Source organism: Enhydrobacter sp. (assembly GCA_025808875.1).
In the GTDB taxonomy this organism is placed as follows: domain Bacteria; phylum Pseudomonadota; class Alphaproteobacteria; order Reyranellales; family Reyranellaceae; genus Reyranella.
The window spans coordinates 3270319-3289128 of sequence record CP075528.1; the positions used below are offsets into that span (position 1 = coordinate 3270319).

An 18810-nucleotide genomic window follows, 5' to 3' on the forward strand; every position below is an offset into this window, starting at 1 on the left:
TGCCTCCCCCGTGCGGCGGGGGAGGCGGCGAAACATCACTTCTTGGTGATTCCCCACAGCACGGCCAGTCCGGTATTGGGCACGATGCCGTCGAGGCGGTCGGCGCGGTAGGCGAGCGGCACCGTCCATTGCCCGAACGGGATATAGACGACCTGCTCCATGGCGAGCGTCTGCAGATCGCGCGCTATCTTCTTGCGCTCCTCGTCCGTCTGGGCGAAAGCGAAGGCGTTGCGCAGTTCCTCGATCTTGGCGTCGCACGGCCAGCCGAACAGGCCCTTGTCGCAGGCCGCGCCGATCCAGGTGTGCAGCACCGGATTCGACGAACCGACGCCGCCGGTCGTGGTGACGAAGATGTTCCAGCCGCCCTGAGCCGGCGGATCCTTCTTGGCGCGGCGCGTCACGACCGTGCCCCAGTCCATCGCCTGCGCATCGACGTTGAGGCCGGCCTCGCGCATTGCCTGGATCAGCACCTGCGTGGCCGGCGTGATGGTAACGTGATCGGTCGCCTGCAGCACGGTGATCGGCTCGCCGTTGTAGCCGGCTTCCTTCATGAGCTGCAGCGCCTTCTTCGGATTGTATTCCTTCATCAGCGCACTGCCGCCGTCGTTGGCGAGCGGCGAGCCGCAGGTGATCAAGCCGTGACAGACGCGGTAGTAGGCCGGGTTGCCGACGACGGCGCGCAGGAAATCCTCCTGGTTGATCAGGTGGTACATCGCCTGGCGCGCCTTCGGATTGTTGAAGGGCGGATGGAGATGGTTCAGCCGGATCATGCCATGCGTGCTGTCGAGGTCGCCGGTCTTCATCAGCTTGACGCCGCGCGCCTTCTCCAGGATCGGCAGGAAGTCGATGCTCGGCGCCTCGAAGAAATCGATCTCGCCGTTGATCAGTGCCGACATGGCGGTCTGCGGATCGGAGATCCACACCAGCTCGATCCTGTCGACGCCGGCGATCTTCGAGCCGGAGAAGGACGAGGGCGGCTCGTTGCCCGGCCGCGGCACGTAGTGGGGATTCTTCACGTAGACCGCCTTGCTGCCCGGCACCCACTGGTCCTTGGCGAACATGAACGGGCCCGAGCCGACCGACTCCTTGACCTGCTGCTGCGGATCGGTCTGCGCTTCCTTCTCCCGCATGATGACGGCGACCGACGAATTGGTCTTGCCGAGCGACTCCAGCACCATGCCGTAGGGCCGCTTCAGCACCATGCGGAACGTCCTGTCGTCGACCGGCTCCATCTTGTCGACGAACGACATCAGGCGGATGCCGACGCCGTCCTTCTTGCCCCAGCGCGCGAGGGAGGCGATGACATCCCGGGTGGTGACCGGCGAGCCGTCGCTGAACTTGAGCCCGTCGCGCAGGGTGAAGGTGTAGGTGAGCTTGTCGTCGCTGATCTCGTACTTGCCGACCATTTGCGGCCTGGGCTTCATCTCGCGGTCGTTTCCGAACAGCGTGTCGTAGACCAGCATGCCGTGGATGTTGGCGATGGTCTGGGTGGTCCAGATCGGGTCGATGACGCGGACGTCGGCGTGCATGACGGCGCGCAGGACCTTCTCCTGGGCCATCGCCGTCAACGGAGCGGCGAGCGCCAACAGGATCGCGAATACTCTGAGCAACATGCTCTCCCCTCGAAGGAATGAAGCGTCGAGTATGCGAAGGAGCGCGGCCGGTTGTCCAGCGTCGCTAGGGAACGACGCCGTCCGGCAGTGACCTGCAATGGCGCGCGATCGCCCCCGGGGTCGTCAGCCAGACCGCGGCGCGGTCGACGGCGATGTGGCGCAGCGCCCGCCGCAAGTGCCGCAGGCGGTGCGGCTGGCCGACGATGTAGGCGTGCAGCGCAACCCCCAACACCAGGGGCCGCGTGGCGGAAAGGTCGCGCATCTCGTCATACTGGTCGACGATCATGTCGGCGAACTCCGCCGCGCCGGCCTTGCGCGCGACGATCGCCGGAATGTCGTTCAGTTCCTGGGGATAGGGAACCGCCAGCAGGCGCCGCCCGCCGCGGCAGCGAAACCGGACCGGCTGGTCGTCCATGCACCAGTCGAGGGTGTAACGATAGCCGGCTTCCGCGAGCAGGTCGGGCGTGCACTGGCTCTGCGAGATCCATGGCCCGAGCCAGCCCTCGGGTGCCCCGCCCTCCTCCTTCGTCAACCTCGCCGTCGCCTCGACGATCAACGCCCGTTCGGTGGCCTCGTCGAGCACGCCCTGGCGCTCGGCGTTGGTACGCCCGTGTCCAACGATCTCGTCGCCCCGCGCCCGGCAGGCCGCGACGAGTTGCGGCGCATAGTCGTACATCGCGCTGTTGACCAGTGTCGCCATCGGCAAGTCCAGCGCGTCGAACGCATCGAGCAGGTACCACGCGCCGACCCGGTTGCCGTAGTCGCGCCAGGCGTAGTTCAGCACGTCGGGCGGCGGGCCGCCCGGTGCAAGCTCGGCGCCCAATCCCTCGCCGAACGAGAAATGCTCGAGGTTGAGTGCGAAATAGACCGCCAGGCGCTTGCCGCCGGGCCACGAATAGTCGGGGCGCCCGCGCAAGGGAACATAGTCGTAGCGGCCGTGGGTCTCGAGGTTCATGGCGAAAGCGTAGCGCCCAAAGTGCCGATGGGCTATCGGCCAGCCAGCCGGTACAATTTCCGCGAGATGACGCGGTATTGGTGGGTCAACCACAAGCAGACTGCGACGCAGGAAATCGAGAACCAGTACCTGTGGTCGCCGAAAACCAACAGGAACGGGGCGCGCAATCGATTCTATGACAACATGCGATTGGCCGATCCCGGCGATCTCGTCTTGTCTTATGCGAACCGAGTCGTCGCCGCGGTGGGTCGCGTCGCGGAGTTCGCCTTCACGGCGCCGAAACCTTCAGAGTTCGGGAACACGGGTGCGTACTGGCTGAACGAGGGTTGGCTGCTGCCCGTCTATTGGACTCCCCTGGTTCCGGCCGTCCATCCGAAGGCTCTTATCGACGTGCTGCGACCTTCGTTGCCCAGGAAGTACTCGCCGATCCGGCCGGAGACCGGCGATGGCAATCAATCGGTGTATCTCGCGAGTATTCCTCGGGAAGTTTTCGATACCATCGTCGCCGCCGGCGCCGTGGATTACGCCCTGCTCCTTCGGGGCGGAGCCAACAGCCTGACGTTTCATGCCGTCAAGGAGCAGCTCGAGGACCGCGTCGAACGGATCATCCGCGACGACATTGGTCTCGACGGCACGGAACGACAAAGCGTGATCCAGGCACGACGGGGTCAGGGAGCGTTTCGTTCCAACGTCGAGAAGATCGAGAAGTCGTGTCGATTGACCGGGGTCACGAATCCGACGTTGCTGATCGCCAGCCATATCCGGCCATGGCGGTCATGCGAAACGTCGCAGCAGCGCCTGGATGGCATGAACGGCCTGTTGCTGACACCCGACGCCGATCTGCTCTTCGATCGGGGGGTCATCACCTTCGAGGACGACGGCAAGATGCGCGTATCGCCGCGCTTCGACCAGGACGACCTGCGTCGGTTGGGCCTCGGCGAGTCGGCGTGGCGACAGCTCGGCTTCTCCGAGGCGCCCATGGCATGGCAGGACGACGGAGCCTTTACGCCCGGGCAGCGCGACTATCTCTCCTACCATCGGAGCGAAGTCTACGTTCCCTGAAGCGCCGGCTTGTGTCGCCGCTCATGCCGCCTTGCCGGCATCGCTGCCGTGGCGGGCGCGACGCCGCCGCAGGATCGTGGTCGACACCAGGGCGAGGGCGATCACGAGGAACGACACGCCTGTGGTCACGGTGCCGAGCGCGTAGAGCACCGGCGTCGTGACGTTGGTGGTCATGGCGTAGATCTCGAGCGGCAAGGTGTTGAAGGTGCCCGAAGCGTAGAGGCTGCGGGCGAACTCGTCGTATGAGAGCGTGAAGCCGAACAGGCCGACGCCGATCAGGCTCGGCAGCAGGATCGGGACCACGACGTGCCGGGTGGTTTGCCACGAAGTGGCACCGAGATCGCGCGCCGCCTCTTCGTAACGCCGGTCGAAGCGGTTGAAGACGGCGAACATGATCAGCAGGCCGAACGGCAACGTCCAGGTCAGGTGCGCGCCGAAAGCCGAGCTGTACCAGGCGGTGTCAAGGCCGAGCACCCGGAACAGCAGGCCGATGCCGAGGCTGATCAGGATCGACGGCACGATCAGGCTGGCGATGGCAAGGTAGAAGATCACGTTCGCGCCGGGGAAGCGCCGGCGGAAGGCGAGACCCGCCATGAACGACGCGACCACGGTCACTGCCATGGTCAGCAGCCCGAGGACCATCGAGCGGCGAAACGAGCCGTAGAAGTCGCCGACCATCTGCTTCTCGAACAGGTTGCCGAACCAGTGCAGCGACACGCCGTTCATCGGGAAGGTGAGGCCGCCGGTCGGTCCCTGGAACGACAGCACGGTGATGGTGATGGTCGGGCCGTAGAGGAACAGCACGAACAGGCCGAAGAATCCGGCGAGGAACCAGAAGGCGGGGCCTCGGCGCGCGTTGCTCACGTCACAGCTCCTTGCGGATGTCGACCAGCCGCATCATGGCGGCGACGGTGAGCAGCACGAGCAGCAGCAGGATCACCGCATTGGCGGCGGCGGCGGGGTACTGCAGCAGCGACATGGCGTTCATCATCATCAGCCCGACCGAGGCGCTCTGGCCGCCGCTCATCAGCCGGACGGTGACGAAGTCGCCCATCACGATGGTGACGACGAAGATCGAGCCGATGGCGATGCCGGGCTTGCACAGCGGCACGACGACGTTCCACAGCGTCTGCCAGCCGGTGGCGCCGGCGTCGCGCGCCGCCTCGAGCAGCGAGCGGTCGATGCGCATCATCGAGTTGAAGATCGGCACCACCATGAACAGCGTGTAGAGGTGGACGTAGGCCAGCACCACGGAGAAGGGCGAGAACAGCAGGAATTCGAGCGGTCGGTCGATGATGCCCATGCCGATCAGTGTGGTGTTGAGCAGCCCGTTGCGCCCGAGGAAGGGGATCCACGAGATCATGCGGATGATGTTGGAGGTCCAGAACGGGATGGTGCAGACCAGGAACAGCACGGTCTGCCAGGTCGCGGACCTGACGTGGAAGGCGAGGAAGTAGGCGACGACGAAGCCCACGACCAGCGTGATCGCCCAGGTGATTGCAGCGAACTGCAGGGTCTGCAGGTAGGTCTGCCAGGTGACCGGCGAGCTCAGCAGCTCGTCGTAGTTCTGGATCAGGAACGCCGGGATGATCTGCGTGGTGTTGTAGTCGAAGAAGCTGACCACCACGATCGTGACGATCGGCACGACCAGGAACAGCAGGAAGACCAGCGCGAGCGGCGCCACCTGCAGGTAAGTGACCCAGACGTTGATCCGATTCATTGTCTCTGCGACGGAGGCGCCGCACGACGGCGCCTCCGGTGCGGTCCCGGAACTAGGCGGCGATGAACTGGTTCCACTTCTGGACCATGTAGCGATCCTCGTCCATCACCGCATTCCAGCACGAGACGGCGCCCATCCGATCGTAGAACGAGCCGCCGTCGCGCACTGCACCGGGCTTCTCCATGACGACGCCCTGCGGGTTCTTGATCTCGCCCTTGGCCGGCTTGCCTTCCATCCAGTAGCCCCACTCGTCCTCGGTCATGTTGGCCTTGGCCGTCTCGAGCACCGCCGAATAGTAGCCCTGGCGGTTGAGGAAGGCGCCGACCCAGCCGGAGAGGTACCAGTTGATGTACTCGTAGGCGGCGTCGAGCTGGGCGCCCTGCAGGTGCTTGGCGAGCGACAGGCCGCCACCCCAGGCGCGGTACCCTTCCTTGAGCGGCTGGTAGACGCAGGGGATGCCCTTGGCACGCACCGCCGTCACCGCGGGCGACCACATCGACTGGATCACCACCTCGCCCGACGCCATCAGGTTCACCGACTCGTCGAAGGTCTTCCAGAAGGCGCGGAACTGGCCTTCCTTCTTGGTCTTGATCAGGAAATCGATGGTCTTGTCGATCTCCGCGCGGGTCATGTTGCCCTTGTCGCCGTACTTCACGATGCCGGCCGATTCGCAGATCATCGCGGCGTCCATGATGCCGATCGACGGGATGTTGAGGATCGACGTCTTGCCCTTGAACCTGGGGTCGAGGATGTCCTTCCAGTTCTCGATCTTGCGGCCGACCAGGTCGGGGCGGATGCCGAGCGTGTCGGCGTTGTAGATCGTCGGGATCATCGTGAACCACTCGGTCTGGCCCTTGGCGAACTTGGTCGAGCCGGCGCCTTCGACAAAGCTCACGGTGTTGGGCGCGGTGCCCTGGGCGATCACCGAATCGGGCTTGAGTTTGCCCGAAGTGAAGATCGGCACGATCTTGTCGAAATACTTGATCTTCTTGACGTTCATCGCCTGCAGCGTGTTCGCCGGGAAGACCTTCTTGCACATCCAGTACTCGATGTCGCCGATGTCGAACGAGTTGGGCTGGGTGACGACGCGCTGCACGACCGCGTCGGAATCGAGCGCCGTCATCTGCAGCGTGATGCCGAGATCGGCCTTGCACTTCTCGGCGATCTCGTTGATCGCCGACACGCCGGTGCCGATCTGGCGCAGGGTGATGTTCCTGGTGGCCTGCGCCCAGATCGTCGGCGCGCCGAGCGTCGTGCCGGCGAGCGCGCCGGCCACGCCGACGGCACCTTTCAGGACCTTGCGGCGGCCCAGACCCTTGCTGTTCGTGCGAGCCATCTCCCACTCCTCCTTCAATGTCCGAGAACGTGCACGTCCTCGGGTTGCCAAGACATCACTACCGGCTGGCCGGGCGCCACGGGCGACGCGTCGAAGCGCGACTCCGGCACCACCGCGAACAGGGTTTCGAGACCGGCCACATCGATGCCGACCTGGACCGTCGGGCCGAGATACTCGACCGAGCGCGCGACACCGCAGAGCGAGGTCGCGTCGCGCGCCTCGCCGCCCGGCCGCACCGTCACGCGATCGGCGCGAATGGCGACGTACTCGGCGCCGCCGCTCGCCCGCGCCACCGCCGCCGGCAGCACGTTGTGCCCGCCGATGAACCTGGCGACGAATGCCGACGCCGGCCGGTTGAACACATGGCGCGGCGGCGCGGCCTGCTCGATCCGGCCCTGGTTCATCACCACGACGAGGTCGGCCAGTGCCATCGCCTCGTCCTGGCTGTGCGTGACATGGATGAAGGAGATGCCGAGCCGGGTCTGCAGGCTCTTCAGCTCCTCGCGCATCCTGACGCGCAGGAACGGATCGAGCGCCGACAAGGGCTCGTCGAGCAGCAGCACCTGCGGATCGGTGATCAGCGCGCGGGCCAGCGCCACGCGCTGCTGCTGCCCGCCCGAGAGCTGGGCCGGCAGCCGGCCTGCATAGGGTTCCATCTGCACGCGCCGCAGCATGTCGAGCGCGCGGCCGCGGCGCGTCTCGCGGTCGACGCCGCGCATTTTGAGGCTGAAGGCGACGTTGTCGACGCAGTCGAGATGGGGAAACAGCGCGTAGCTCTGGAACATCATCGCCGTGCCGCGCGCGGCCGGCGGCAGGCGGGTGATGTTCTCCGAGCCCAGGATGACGTCACCCCCGGTCGTCTCCTCGTGGCCGGCGATCATGCGCAAGGTCGTGGTCTTTCCGCAACCCGAGGGCCCGAGCAGACAGCAATACGAACCGGCGGGAATCTTGAGACTCACATGATCGACGGCAACCGTGTCACCATAGCGCTTGGTGACGGCAACCAGCTCGATGTCGGGCTTCAGGGCCATGTCGGTCATCGCAAAGCAAGCTCCATGCCAGCGACGAAGTTTATGCTGGCGCGTCTCTTGCTACACTGCCCCGTCGAGGGAGGCGAGATATGCGGTTGATCGGCGTCGATGTCGGCGGAACCTTCACCGACCTGGTCTATGCCGACACCGAGGCGGGCGAGACAGGCGTGCACAAGATCTCGACCACGCCCGACGATCCCTCGCGCGGCGTCGTTGCCGGCCTGGCCGCACTCTGCGACAAATACGGCATCCCGCGCGACACGATCGACGTGGTGTTCCACGGCACAACCATCGCCACCAATGCGATCCTCGAGCATGACGGCGCCGTCACCGGCATGATCACCACCGGCGGCTATCGCGACATCCTGCATATCGGCCGCCACCAGCGCCCGCAGCACTACTCGATCATGCAGGACATTCCCTGGCAGGACCGGCCGCTGGTCAAGCGACGCCATCGCAAGACGGTGAGGGAGCGGCTGGTGCCACCCAGCGGCGAGGTGCTGGAGCCGCTCGACGAGGCGGGCGTGCGGCAAGCGGTGAGCGAACTCAGGGACTCGGGCGTCCAGGCGATCGCGATCTGCTTCCTCTTCTCCTATCTCGAGCCCGCGCACGAGGCGCGGGCGCTCGAGATCGTGCGCGAGGAGTATCCCGAGTGCTTCGCCACGACATCGTCGTCGGTGTCGCCGCAGTTCCGCGAGTTCGAGCGCTTCACGACGACGGCGATGAACGCCTTCGTCGGACCGAAGGTGCGCAACTACGTGACGCGCCTCGAGCGCGAGATCGAGACGTCCGGCTTCAAAGCCGATCTGCGCATCATGGCTTCCAACGGCGGCGTGGCGACGCCCTCGATGGTGGCCGAGCGGCCCGTCCTCACCCTGCTGTCGGGCCCCGCCGCCGGCGTGATCGGCGGCGACTGGGCGGGTGCGCTCTCGGGCAGGCGCAATCTCATCACCTTCGACGTCGGCGGCACCTCGGCCGACATCGGCATCGTCACCGAGGGCGGCTTCGGCGAGGCGACGGCGCGCGACACCTGGATCGCGGGCTTCCCCGTTCTGGTGCCGATGATCGACGTGCACACGATCGGCGCCGGCGGCGGCTCGATCGCCTTCGTCGACCAGGCCGGCGCCTTCAAGGTCGGCCCGCGTTCGGCCGGCGCCGTGCCCGGTCCGGCCGCCTACGGCCGCGGCGGCGCCAAGGCCACCGTCACCGACGCCAACGTCGTGCTCGGCCGCCTCGACCGTGGCAACTTCCTCGGCGGCTCGATGTCGCTCGACGAGGTGGCGGCGCGGCGCGTCGTCGGCGATCTGGCGCGCGAGCTCGGCATGAGCGAGCTCGAGGCGGCCGAAGGCGTGATCACCGTGATCAACGCCAACATGGCCAACGCCATCCGCTCGCGGACCGTCCAGAAAGGCATCGACCCGCGCAGCTACGCGCTGGTCGCCTTCGGCGGCGCGGGGCCGCTGCACGGCGCCGAAGTCGCCGACATGCTGGGCGTCCCCGAGGTGATCGTGCCGCCCCATCCCGGCATCACCTCGGCGGTCGGGCTGCTGATCAGCGACCTGCGTTACGACGCCATCCGCACGTCTTTCCAGGTCTCCGGCGCGGCCGACCTCGCGCGCATCAATTCGGATTTCGCCGCTATGCGGAAGGAGCTCGAGGACCGCTTCATCGCCGACGGCGTCGACCTCGCCAGGGTCACGTTCGAGCGACGCGGCGATCTGCGCTATGTCGGCCAGGGCTACGAGCTCAAGGTACCGTTCGCTGACGGTACGATCGACGACGCGGCGCTCGCCGGGGCCTTCGACACCTTCCACGAGGTGCATCGGCGCGAGTACGGCCACCACTTCGCCGAGTCGGGCATCGAGATTGTCAACTTGCGCCTGGTCGGCGCCGCCAGCGCCGCCACCATCGCCAGGCCCGCCACGGCCGCCGGCAAGCCGCTTGCGGAAGCGGTGGTGCGTCAGGGCACGTGCACCTTCCGCGTCGACGGCAGGCTCACGGACTATCCGACGACTTTCTATCGCCGCGACCTGCTGCCGGTCGGCGAGAAGATCCCCGGCCCGGCCGTCGTGCTGCAGATGGACACCACCACCGTCGTGCCGCCGCGGCATGGTTTCGAGGCCGACACCGCCGGCAACCTCGTCATCCGCAAGGAGCTCCCCCAATGAGCACCGCCGCCATCCGCCAGCCCGCCGGCAGGCCCGATCGCATCGACCCGATCACGACCAGCGTCATCCAGGGCGCGCTCGAGAACATCGCCGTCGAGATGGGCTACAAGCTGATGCGCATGAGCTACTCTTCGATCATCCGCGAATCGGAGGATTTCGGGGCCGCGCTCGTCGATGCGGAAGGCCGCGGCCTTGCGGAATCGGCGCAGTCGACGCCGCTGCAGTCGGGCCCGATCCCGGGCTACGTGCGCGGCGTGCTGCGCATCCTGAAGGAGCGCGGCGACGCGTTCCAGCCGGGCGACGTGGTCATGCACAACGACGCCTATTCCGGCGCGAGCCACGGGCCCGACGTCGCCTTCATCGTGCCGGTGTTCGTCGCCGGCAAGCTGATCGGCTTCGCCGCCACCACGGCACACCATCTCGACATCGGCGCGCTGTCGCCCGGCTCGTGCGGCATCGTCGAGGCGATCGACGCCTATGCCGAGGGCCTGCAGTTCAAGGCGATCAAGGTCTACGACCGCGGCGTCCGCAACGAGGCGGTGTGGCAGATCGTGCGCGACAACATCCGTGCCTCCGACCTCGTGGTCGGCGACATGGACGCCCAGGTGGCGGCGGCGCGCATCGGCGCCGAGCGCATGGCCGAGCTGGTCGAGCGCTACGGGCTCGCGACCTTCGATCTCGCCTGCGTCGCTCTGATGGACCATGCCGAGCGGCTGATGCGCCAGGCCATCGCCCGGCTGCCCGACGGCGTCTGGCGCGCCGAGACGGCCATAGACGGCTATCTCGACAGCGACGATCCGAAGAAGAAGGAACTGCCGATCGTCGTCACCATCACCAAGCAGGACGATTCGCTCGTCGTCGATCTCACCGGCACGGCGCCGCAGGTGCCCGACCGGCCGATCAACATGCCGCTCGAGGGCACCGCCGACATCGCGATCTGGCTCACCATCCGCTCGGTGCTGCTCGACACGGCGGTGCACGGCCACATCCCGGTGAATGCCGGCCTGATCCGCCCCATCACCATCGTGGCGCCCAAGGGCTGCCTCGCCAACCCGACCTTCCCGGCGCCGACCATCGCCCGCTTCTGTCCTGGCAACCAGCTCGCCGACACCGTGATGAAGGCGCTGAGCGCGGCCATGCCGGGCAACGTCTCGGCCGGCATCGGCAACCTCAAGGTCATCGCCTTCTCGGGCCTGAGGGACGAGACGCACTGGGTGCACATGGAGATCTTCGAGGGCTCCTATGGCGGCCGTCGGGGCAAGGACGGCATGGATGCCGTCGACACGCTCTACGCCAACACGCGCAACAACCCGATCGAGGACATCGAGACCCATCTGCCGTTGCGTGTGCTGCGCTACGAGCTGCGCGAGGACGTCGCCGGCGCCGGCAAGTGGCGCGGCGGGCTGGGCTCGGTGCGCGAGTTCGCCTTCCTGTCCGACGGCGGCGCTTCGGTCGAGGGCGAGGGACATCGCTACCGCCCCTGGGGCTTCCTGGGCGGCCAGGAGGGCGTGCCGGCCAAGCTCGACCTCGTCCTGCCGGGCGGTCTGGCGCCGAGGGCCCTGCCCTCCAAGGTGCCGCACATGAACGTCGCGCGCGACGGCCGCTTCATCTGCTACGGCCCCGCGGGCGGCGGCTACGGCAATCCTCTGGAGCGCGATCCCGCCAAGGTCGCCGACGACGTGCTGGACGGCGTCATCTCGATCGAGACGGCGCGACGCGACTACGGCGTCGTCGTCTCGTCCAAGGGCGTCGTCGATGCCGAGGCGACCGAGGCCTTGCGAGCCCGGCGCTAGACGCCGCCGGTGCGGGCGCCCAGCAGGTCGAAGCGGGCTCTGATCTCGTCGACCGACGGGACGCGGTCCGCCGCGAGCTCGGGATACTCCTTCTCGAGCTGGTGCCGGTCGAACTCGTCGAGATGCAGGTCGGCGTCGTCGCGGTCGTTCTCCAGCGAATCGAGCGCGCCGTGCAGATGGTAGAGCTGCCAGCGTGCGGGCATCTCCTGGCGCAGCGCCTCCAGGCGAGCGAGCCGGTCCTGGAAACGCTCCAGCGTCTTCGTACGGGCTTCCGACATGGTCGATCCTCCGTCTCTCCCCTCTCTACGCGGATCGACCGCTGCCGTTCCTTGACCTGGGCGGCGGCCTAGGGGGCGCGTCGGCGAAAACGGCCTACTTGGTGTCGAGGATTGGCGCGAAACCGCCCCAGATCATGCGCCGGCCGTCGAACGGCATCTCGCCCTCCGGCTTCATGCTCTCGTCGGCCATCATCTTCTTCCAGGCGTCGTCGCGCACCTGTCGGGACGGCCACTCGATCCAGGAATAGACCACCTTCTCGCCGTCCGCGGCCTTCACCGCGCCCTTGTAGTCGGTGATCTTGCCGTCGGGCACGTCGTCGCCCCACGCCTCGACCACGCGCACCGCTCCGAGTTCCTTGAACTTGACCGCAACCTTGGCGGCGAGCTTGCGGTAGTCGTCCTTCCTGTCCTCCGGCACCGGCACCAGGAAGCCGTCGACATAGCCGGTTTCGCCGGTGCCTCGCTCGTCGAGGATCGGCGAGAAGCCGCCGAAGATCATGCGCTTGCCGTCGAACGGCATCGCCGCGCCCATCTCCTTCATGCGCGGGTCGTTCATCATCTTCTGGCCGGCGGCGTCGCGCACCTGCTTGCTGGGGAACTCCAGCCAGGAGAACACGACCACCTCGTCTGGCTTGGCCTTCACCGCGCCCTTGAAGTCGGTGACCTTGCCGTCCGGCACGTCGTCGCCCCAATTCTCGACCATGCGGACGACGCCGAACTCCTTGAACAGCGGCGCCGCGTCGGCGGCATGCTTGCGATAGGCCTCCTTGTTGGCGGCGGGAACGGCGGCGACGAATCCCTCGACATAGGTCATGGCGTCTCTCCTGTCGGATCGGGTACGGGCGATATAGATTGATATCAATCCATTCAGGGACGAGTCAACGCCGGCGACAGGGCCAGCCCCGCCACGTCGGCGCGCATCCGGAAGATGCTGCCGCAATTCTCGCTCGGGCCGCCGCGCGAGCCGGTGACAATAAAGAGGTCGCGCAAGTCGTCGCCGCCGAAGCAGACACTGGTCACCATCGGCAGCGGCACGGGAATGTCCCGGCGATGCGAGCCGTCGGCGGCATAGACGGCGACGCGGCCGCCATGGGCGTCGGCTACCCAGACGGAACCGTCGCTCGCCACCTTCAGCCCGTCGGGCACGCGGCCCTCGCCGAGGTGGGCGAACGTGCGCCACGGACTCACGGCACCATCCTCCTGCACGTCGTACACGCGCACGATGCCGGCGCGCGCGTCGCTGTGATAGAGCCGTCGGCCGTCGGGCGAGAAGCCGAGCCCGTTGGTCAGCATGACTCCGTCCGACAGAGTCCGCATGGTGCCGTCGGGGTCGATCACGTGCAGGTGGCCGGGCCTGGGCGTCTCGCCGCCGAACACCTTGAAGGCAAGCGAACCGACATAGATGCGGCCGGCCGCGTCGGTCGTCAGGTCGTTGAAGCCGGTGGCGCCGGGGATGGCGTCGAGCGCCAGCAAGGTCTTCGTCGATCCGTCCTTCAGCGACACCAGCGCGATGTCGCGGCCGCCCACGACCAGCCCGCCCGATCCGTGCAGCGCCATGCCGCCGATGCCGCGGCGCTTGGGCACCGCCTGCGAGACCTTGCCCGCGCGATCGAGCAGGAACACGCCGCCGTTCAGCACGTCGCTGAAATAGAGGCCGCGCGTCGCATCCCAGACCGGTCCCTCGATCAATCCGTAGCCCGTCGCGATGCGTTCCATGGCGTTTCCTCCGTTCGCTTCTGCGGTTCTGCTACAGTCTGCCTCCAACAGGAGCAAGCGACATGGACCGCTGGCTGGGCGCCGCGCTGGAGTACATCCCGTCATGGCTGTCGTACCAGGTCGAGCACGGCCAGCAGCCGGGCGCGCTGGCGGCCGTCGTGCAGCGCGGCAAGGTGGTGCTCGAATGCGCCGCCGGCCAGGCCGACACCGGCAGCGGCGAGAGGCTGACGCCGCGGCATCGCTTCCGCATCGCCTCGCATTCCAAGACCTTCACCGCCGCCGGAATCCTGAAGCTGCACGAGCAAGGCAAACTGCGGCTCGACGATCCGGTGGGCCGGTTCGTGCCCGGCCTGCACCGCAAGACCGCACAGGTCACCGTGCGGCAGGTGCTGTCGCACAGCGCCGGCCTCGTCCGCGACGGCGCCGATTCGGGCGCCTTCGACGGCCGCCACCCGTTCCCCGGCACGGACGAGCTCAGGGCCGAATTCGCCGCGGCCCCGATCATCGATGCCGGCGTGCGGCTGAAATACTCGAATCGAGGCTACGCGCTGCTCGGCATGCTGATCGAGGCGATCGCCGGCGAGTCCTATGCCAAATGGATGTCGCGCGAGATCGTCGCGGCGGCCGGCCTTCGCGCCACGACCACCGACATGCCGTTGCCGCGCGGGACGCCCTTCGTGCGCGGCCACACCATGCACCTGCCGCTCGGACGCCGCGTCCCGATCCGCGGCGACTATCGCATGGCGGCCGTCGCCCCGGCCGGCGGCTTCGTCGCCACCGCGTCGGACACCGCGCTCTTCTTCAACCAACTCTCCCCGAAGACGCGCCAGTCGATCCTCTCGCCGGCCAGCCGGCGCGAGATGACCCATCGGCTGTGGCGCAATCCGGGATCGGTGGTCGAAGGTTACTACGGGCTGGGCACGATGAGCGGCACCTCGGCGGGCTGGAGCTGGTTCGGCCATGGCGGCTCGCTGCCGGGCTATGTCTCGCGGACGCTGACGGTTCCCGATCTGGATCTCACCGTGACGGTGTGCGCCAACGCCAGCGACGGCTGGGCCCATCCCTGGATGGAAGGCCTGCTGTCGATCTTCCGCACCTTCGCCACCAACGGCCCGCCGTCGCGACGGGTCGCCGGATGGCGCGGGCGCTGGTGGACGATGTATGGCGGCCTCGATCTCGTGCCCATGGGGAACAAGATCGTCGTCGGATCGCCTTATGCCTGGCTTCCCTTCGCCGACACCACCGAGTTCGACCTGACCGGCCGCGACAAGGGCCGCATCATCGCCGCGACCGGATACGGCAGCTACGGCGAGGGCGTGCGCCGCGTGCGCGACAAGGCCGGCAGGGTCGTCGAGGTCTGGCTGGGCGCCACACGCACCGTCGGCCGCGGCCGTGCCGTCGGCGAGATGAAGCGCCGCCTCGAACGCAAGCGCCGTTCGTGAACACCCGACGCCAGATGCGGCTCGGCGTGTTCGTGCAGACGCCGGGCCATCATGTCGGCGGTTGGCGGCATCCCGATGCCGTGATCGACCACTGGCCCAACCTGAAACTGATGCAGCACATCGCCGCCAAGGCCGAGGCGGCGAGGTTCGACATGTTCTTCCTGGGCGACGGCTTCGCCACCGGCTACGGCGAGCATCCCTCGACCATCGGCAAGTTCGAGCCGCTGACCCTGCTCGCGGCGCTCGCCATGACGACGTCGCGGCTCGGCCTGGCCGCCACGGGGTCGACGACCTACGCCGAGCCCTACCACGTGGCGCGCGCCTTCGCCTCGCTCGACCATCTCTCGGGCGGCCGCGCGGCCTGGAACGTGGTGACGACCGCCTATGCGAAGTCTTCCACCGTGTTCGGCCGCCCGCACCCGCCGCACGCCGAGCGCTACGCCATGGCGGAGGAATTCGTCACCGCTTGCCGCCTGCTGTGGGACACCTGGGAGGACGGCGCCTTCGTCGCCGACAAGGAACGGGGCGCTTTCGTGCGGCCGGGCAGCCTGCACTTCCCGGGCTTCAAGGGCCGCTACTTCACGATCGAGGGCGGGCTCAACGTGCCGCGCGCCCCGCAGGGCCATCCGGTGCTGATCCAGGCCGGCTCGTCGGGTCCCGGCCAGGCGCTCGCCGCGCGCATCGCCGACGTCGTCTTTACCGCCCAGAACGATCTCGACGAGGCGCTGGCGTTCCGCCGGGGCCTGGTGGCAGAACTCGGCCGGTTCGGCCGGGCGCCCGACAGCGCGCTCGTCATGCCGGGCGTCATGCCGGTGCTCGGCCGCAGCGAGGCCGAGGCGCGCGAGCTCTTCGCCGGGCTCAACCGGCGCATCGACTCGGCACAGGCCTTCACCGTGCTCTCCGAGCGGCTCGGCGCGGACATGTCGGTCCATCCGCTCGACGGGCCGGTGCCCGACGTGCCGGAGACCGAGCATCTCAAGAGCCGCGCGGCATTGCTGCTGCAGATGGCGCGGCGCGACAATCTCACCCTGCGCGACCTCTACCATCGCGTCGCCGCGGCGCGCGGGCACCTGCTGCTGGTCGGCACGCCGCTCCAGGCCGCCGAGACGCTGCAGCGCTGGTTCGAGGCGGGCGCCGCCGACGGCTTCAACGTCATGCCGCCGTTCTTCCCCGGCCAGTTCGACGCCTTCGCCGACGGTGTCGTGCCCATCCTGCAGGAGCGCGGGCTGTTCCGCGCCGACTACACGGGTCGGACCCTGCGCGACCATCTCGGCCTGGCGCGGCCGTGATCCGCATCGCCATCCTCGGCGCCGGCACCATGGGCCGCACGCATGCCGCGGCCCATGCCGCGCTGCCCGGCGTCGAGACGATCGGTCCCCTGCCGCGCCTTGCGCTCGCGAGGGAATTTCCCCGGCTGCTCGACGACGGTACGATCGACGCGGTCGACGTCTGCGTGCCGACCGAGGCGCATGCCGACTTCGTGTTGCCCGCGCTGGCGGCCGGCAAGCACGTCTTCTGCGAGACCCCGCTCGCCCCTTCGGCCGATCGGGCGCGCGCGATGGCGGAGGTCGCGCGTCGCAGTCGGCGCCTGTTGCAGGTCGGCCTGCTGATGCGCGCCGTGGCGGCCTATCGCCACGTCAAGCGAATGGCCGAAGCCGGCACGCAGGGACGGCTTGTCGAGTTCGCGACCTGGCGGCGCAGTTCGTACCTGCGGCCCGATGCGCCCGGCCGGAAGTCGCACTACGGCGACGTCATGCTCGAGTTGATGGCCTTCGACTTCGATGCGGTGAACTGGCTGATGGGCCGGCCCGATCGACTGGAGGCGGCCGGCACGGACGAAGTGGAGGCGCGGCTGGGCTGGAACGACGGTCGCAGCGCCAGCGTGGCGGCCAGCGGCCTGATGCCGCTCGGCACGCCCTTCACTTCGGGCTTCAGGGCGCGCTTCGAAAGCGCGACGTTCGAGTTCAATTGTGTGTTCGAGGGAAACGGTCCTCCGCGCACCACGTTCGACGTGCCGCTCGAGGATCGCAACCCCTACGAGGTCGAGCTCGGCCATTTCGTCGATTGCCTGCGTGGCCGGGCCGACCCTGCATTGCTCGACGCCGAGCGCGCCGTCGAGGCCCTGGCGCTCGCGGACGAGACGCGCCTCGCGCTGCGGGAGAGTCAGATTCGCGCGTGACGCCGGAATCGGGGGATCGAATCGCCTTCCGATGCAGATGCCATCGGCATCGGACGGAATCCATCGATCCGATTAATCGCCCGCCGACCCGTCCTCCCGACACGTGACCGGAGGTTTCCGCAGTTCCCGCAGTTTGCGCAACGCATTCCGGCAGAGAGTAGGCACACCACCCTGAGGGCGTCTCGGGCGGGTGCCCGCGACGTCGATTGTCCGGCGACACCCCACCGGAGGTTTGCGAGGTTTCCGCGACGCATTCGACCGAGACGGGCCGAGATCCTGCGACGGTCAGCGCCAGGCGAACACCGGCTGCTCGTAGTGGTCGACACGGGTGTCGCGACCGGCCAGCGCGACCTCGCGGAACTGGTAGAGGATGGCGGCGGTCGGCGCGTTCACCGTGGCGACGGGCAGTGGCAGGCGGATGATCGGCCGATCGGACTCCTCGATCGCCACGATCTCGGGCGAGCCGTCGCGGAACAGCTCATGGCAACCGATGCGGTAGGCCGCTGCCACCTCGCCGGGATTGGGCACGATCTCGACCACGCCCGGCAGCCACACCACGACGGGCGCGATGAGATAGCCCGAGCGCGTCGGATAATCGTCGAGCGTGCCCAGCACGTCGTCCGTCGAGGCGAGCACGCCCAGCTCTTCGTGCAGTTCGCGCAGCGCGGTCTGCTCGATCGTCTCGCCCGCATCGACGCGGCCGCCCGGCAGCGCCCATTGCCCACCATGCGCGCGCAGGCGGGGCGTGCGCTTGGTGATCACGAACGCCGCCTGACCTCGGCCGCCCTCGGCGGCGATCACGGGCACGACGACGGCGGCATGCTTGAGCGAACCCGGATCGGGCCGGCGGCGCACCTCGAAGCGGCGGAGATTGGCCGCGATGACAGAGCGCAGGTCTTCGTCGAAGCGGAAGTCGGTCACGCGGCGGCGCGCCTCGTGAACGTCCAGACCACGGCGGGCGGCACGTTGCGCCAGATGCGCCGGCCGCTGGCGCCGACCAGACCCAGCCGCTCGCGCAGCGGCCGCGGGATCGGCGGGCTGGGACCGTAGGTGAATTGCACCAGCACGCCGTCGCGCGGCAGAGCCTCGAACACGCTCTGCACGATGCCGTTCACGACGTCGGCGGGCAGCGACAGCAGCGGCAGGCTGGAGACGACCGCCGTGACGCGGCCGATGCCGTGACCGACCAGCAGTCCGGGAAGGGTCGCGGCGTCGCCTTCGATGATCTGCGGGCCGACGAAATTGCCGCGCAGGAAGGCGGCGAGCTCGGGATCGCGCTCGACCAGGACCAGCTCGTGCGGAGCGATGCCGGCGCCCAGCAGCGCCCTCGTCACCCGCCCGGTTCCGGCGCCGAGCTCGACGACATGGCCCGGCTTTCCGGCCACGGCCTCGACCGTGGCGCGCGCCATCGCCTCGGCCAGCAGCCGGCCGCTCGGCACGACCGCGCCCATGGCGAATGGCCGGCGCAGCCAGCGCCTGACGAACAGGGCGGTCCCGGCGATCTGCGGGGCGGGCAT

The 18810-nt window shown here is 68.1% G+C and carries 17 protein-coding genes; 6 read left to right on the forward strand and 11 right to left on the reverse strand.

Annotation, left to right across the window (positions count from 1 at the left end; genetic code table 11):
• Nucleotides 1–35 precede the first annotated feature (35 nt).
• A complete protein-coding gene (locus KIT25_16190) occupies nucleotides 36–1613 on the reverse strand; it encodes an ABC transporter substrate-binding protein (protein ID UYN93588.1) in 1578 nt (525 codons plus the stop codon).
• Nucleotides 1614–1677: 64 nt separating this feature from the next.
• Nucleotides 1678–2568, reverse strand: coding sequence for a polysaccharide deacetylase family protein (locus tag KIT25_16195; GenBank protein ID UYN93589.1), 891 nt, complete (start codon nucleotides 2566–2568; stop codon nucleotides 1678–1680).
• Between KIT25_16195 and KIT25_16200 the strand changes: the two genes are divergently transcribed.
• On the forward strand, nucleotides 2551–3630 hold the full coding sequence (locus KIT25_16200) for an HNH endonuclease (GenBank protein ID UYN93590.1): 1080 nt from the start codon (nucleotides 2551–2553) through the stop codon (nucleotides 3628–3630). The genes KIT25_16195 and KIT25_16200 overlap by 18 nt on opposite strands.
• A gap of 21 nt (nucleotides 3631–3651) precedes the next feature.
• Here KIT25_16200 and KIT25_16205 read toward each other — a convergent pair whose 3' ends face one another.
• From KIT25_16205 to KIT25_16220, 4 genes are read right to left on the reverse strand one after another with little or no spacing between them, the layout of a single operon-like run.
• A complete protein-coding gene (locus KIT25_16205) occupies nucleotides 3652–4494 on the reverse strand; it encodes an ABC transporter permease (GenBank protein UYN93591.1) in 843 nt (280 codons plus the stop codon).
• Nucleotide 4495: 1 nt separating this feature from the next.
• Nucleotides 4496–5350, reverse strand: coding sequence for an ABC transporter permease (locus KIT25_16210; protein UYN93592.1), 855 nt, complete (start codon nucleotides 5348–5350; stop codon nucleotides 4496–4498).
• A gap of 52 nt (nucleotides 5351–5402) precedes the next feature.
• A complete protein-coding gene (locus KIT25_16215; GenBank protein ID UYN93593.1) occupies nucleotides 5403–6686 on the reverse strand; it encodes an extracellular solute-binding protein in 1284 nt (427 codons plus the stop codon).
• Nucleotides 6687–6700: 14 nt separating this feature from the next.
• The gene (locus KIT25_16220) at nucleotides 6701–7717 is read right to left on the reverse strand and encodes an ABC transporter ATP-binding protein (protein UYN97961.1); all 1017 of its coding nucleotides are present in this window, start codon (nucleotides 7715–7717) and stop codon (nucleotides 6701–6703) included.
• An 89-nt stretch (nucleotides 7718–7806) separates the two neighbouring features.
• Here KIT25_16220 and KIT25_16225 point away from each other — a divergent pair, with 89 nt between their 5' ends.
• A complete protein-coding gene (locus tag KIT25_16225) occupies nucleotides 7807–9885 on the forward strand; it encodes a hydantoinase/oxoprolinase family protein (protein ID UYN93594.1) in 2079 nt (692 codons plus the stop codon).
• Nucleotides 9882–11678, forward strand: a complete 1797-nt coding sequence (locus tag KIT25_16230) for a hydantoinase B/oxoprolinase family protein (protein ID UYN93595.1) — start codon at nucleotides 9882–9884, stop codon at nucleotides 11676–11678. Before KIT25_16225 ends, KIT25_16230 begins: the two co-directional genes overlap by 4 nt.
• On the opposite strand, the gene KIT25_16235 is transcribed toward KIT25_16230, so the two are convergent.
• The 3 genes from KIT25_16235 to KIT25_16245 all read right to left on the reverse strand — a co-directional run bounded on the left by KIT25_16235 (nucleotide 11675) and on the right by KIT25_16245 (nucleotide 13672).
• Nucleotides 11675–11956: a hypothetical protein gene (locus KIT25_16235; GenBank protein UYN93596.1), complete on the reverse strand. Its 282-nt coding sequence runs from the start codon at nucleotides 11954–11956 to the stop codon at nucleotides 11675–11677. The two genes, KIT25_16230 and KIT25_16235, sit on opposite strands and share 4 nt — an antisense overlap.
• Before the next feature lie 94 nt (nucleotides 11957–12050).
• Nucleotides 12051–12455, reverse strand: a complete 405-nt coding sequence (locus KIT25_16240; protein UYN97962.1) for a DUF1428 domain-containing protein — start codon at nucleotides 12453–12455, stop codon at nucleotides 12051–12053.
• 368 nt (nucleotides 12456–12823) lie between these two features.
• Nucleotides 12824–13672, reverse strand: a complete 849-nt coding sequence (locus KIT25_16245; protein UYN93597.1) for an SMP-30/gluconolactonase/LRE family protein — start codon at nucleotides 13670–13672, stop codon at nucleotides 12824–12826.
• A gap of 62 nt (nucleotides 13673–13734) precedes the next feature.
• Here KIT25_16245 and KIT25_16250 point away from each other — a divergent pair, with 62 nt between their 5' ends.
• From KIT25_16250 to KIT25_16260, 3 genes are read left to right on the forward strand one after another with little or no spacing between them, the layout of a single operon-like run.
• Nucleotides 13735–15114, forward strand: a complete 1380-nt coding sequence (locus KIT25_16250) for a beta-lactamase family protein (protein UYN93598.1) — start codon at nucleotides 13735–13737, stop codon at nucleotides 15112–15114.
• Between the two features lie 14 nt (nucleotides 15115–15128).
• Nucleotides 15129–16403, forward strand: a complete 1275-nt coding sequence (locus KIT25_16255) for an LLM class flavin-dependent oxidoreductase (GenBank protein UYN97963.1) — start codon at nucleotides 15129–15131, stop codon at nucleotides 16401–16403.
• Complete coding sequence (locus KIT25_16260) at nucleotides 16400–17293, forward strand: Gfo/Idh/MocA family oxidoreductase (GenBank protein ID UYN93599.1); 894 nt, start codon at nucleotides 16400–16402, stop codon at nucleotides 17291–17293. Before KIT25_16255 ends, KIT25_16260 begins: the two co-directional genes overlap by 4 nt.
• A gap of 285 nt (nucleotides 17294–17578) precedes the next feature.
• Here KIT25_16260 and KIT25_16265 read toward each other — a convergent pair whose 3' ends face one another.
• Nucleotides 17579–18214, reverse strand: a complete 636-nt coding sequence (locus KIT25_16265) for a CoA pyrophosphatase (protein UYN93600.1) — start codon at nucleotides 18212–18214, stop codon at nucleotides 17579–17581.
• Nucleotides 18211–18810, reverse strand: coding sequence for a ribose ABC transporter permease (locus KIT25_16270; GenBank protein ID UYN93601.1), 600 nt, complete (start codon nucleotides 18808–18810; stop codon nucleotides 18211–18213). Before KIT25_16270 ends, KIT25_16265 begins: the two co-directional genes overlap by 4 nt.

What these genes read in the sequence shown, in the direction of transcription:
- KIT25_16190 (UYN93588.1), bottom strand. Translation starts at nt 1,613, where the DNA reads ATGTTGCTCAGAGTATTCGCGATCCTGTTGGCGCTCGCCGCTCCGTTG.
- KIT25_16195 (UYN93589.1), bottom strand. Translation starts at nt 2,568, where the DNA reads ATGAACCTCGAGACCCACGGCCGCTACGACTATGTTCCCTTGCGCGGG.
- KIT25_16210 (UYN93592.1), bottom strand. Translation starts at nt 5,350, where the DNA reads ATGAATCGGATCAACGTCTGGGTCACTTACCTGCAGGTGGCGCCGCTC.
- KIT25_16215 (UYN93593.1), bottom strand. Translation starts at nt 6,686, where the DNA reads ATGGCTCGCACGAACAGCAAGGGTCTGGGCCGCCGCAAGGTCCTGAAA.
- KIT25_16220 (UYN97961.1), bottom strand. Translation starts at nt 7,717, where the DNA reads ATGGCCCTGAAGCCCGACATCGAGCTGGTTGCCGTCACCAAGCGCTAT.
- KIT25_16225 (UYN93594.1), top strand. Translation starts at nt 7,807, where the DNA reads ATGCGGTTGATCGGCGTCGATGTCGGCGGAACCTTCACCGACCTGGTC.
- KIT25_16230 (UYN93595.1), top strand. Translation starts at nt 9,882, where the DNA reads ATGAGCACCGCCGCCATCCGCCAGCCCGCCGGCAGGCCCGATCGCATC.
- KIT25_16235 (UYN93596.1), bottom strand. Translation starts at nt 11,956, where the DNA reads ATGTCGGAAGCCCGTACGAAGACGCTGGAGCGTTTCCAGGACCGGCTC.
- KIT25_16240 (UYN97962.1), bottom strand. Translation starts at nt 12,455, where the DNA reads ATGATCTTCGGCGGCTTCTCGCCGATCCTCGACGAGCGAGGCACCGGC.
- KIT25_16245 (UYN93597.1), bottom strand. Translation starts at nt 13,672, where the DNA reads ATGGAACGCATCGCGACGGGCTACGGATTGATCGAGGGACCGGTCTGG.
- KIT25_16250 (UYN93598.1), top strand. Translation starts at nt 13,735, where the DNA reads ATGGACCGCTGGCTGGGCGCCGCGCTGGAGTACATCCCGTCATGGCTG.
- KIT25_16255 (UYN97963.1), top strand. Translation starts at nt 15,129, where the DNA reads ATGCGGCTCGGCGTGTTCGTGCAGACGCCGGGCCATCATGTCGGCGGT.
- KIT25_16270 (UYN93601.1), bottom strand. Translation starts at nt 18,810, where the DNA reads ATGCCCGCCCCGCAGATCGCCGGGACCGCCCTGTTCGTCAGGCGCTGG.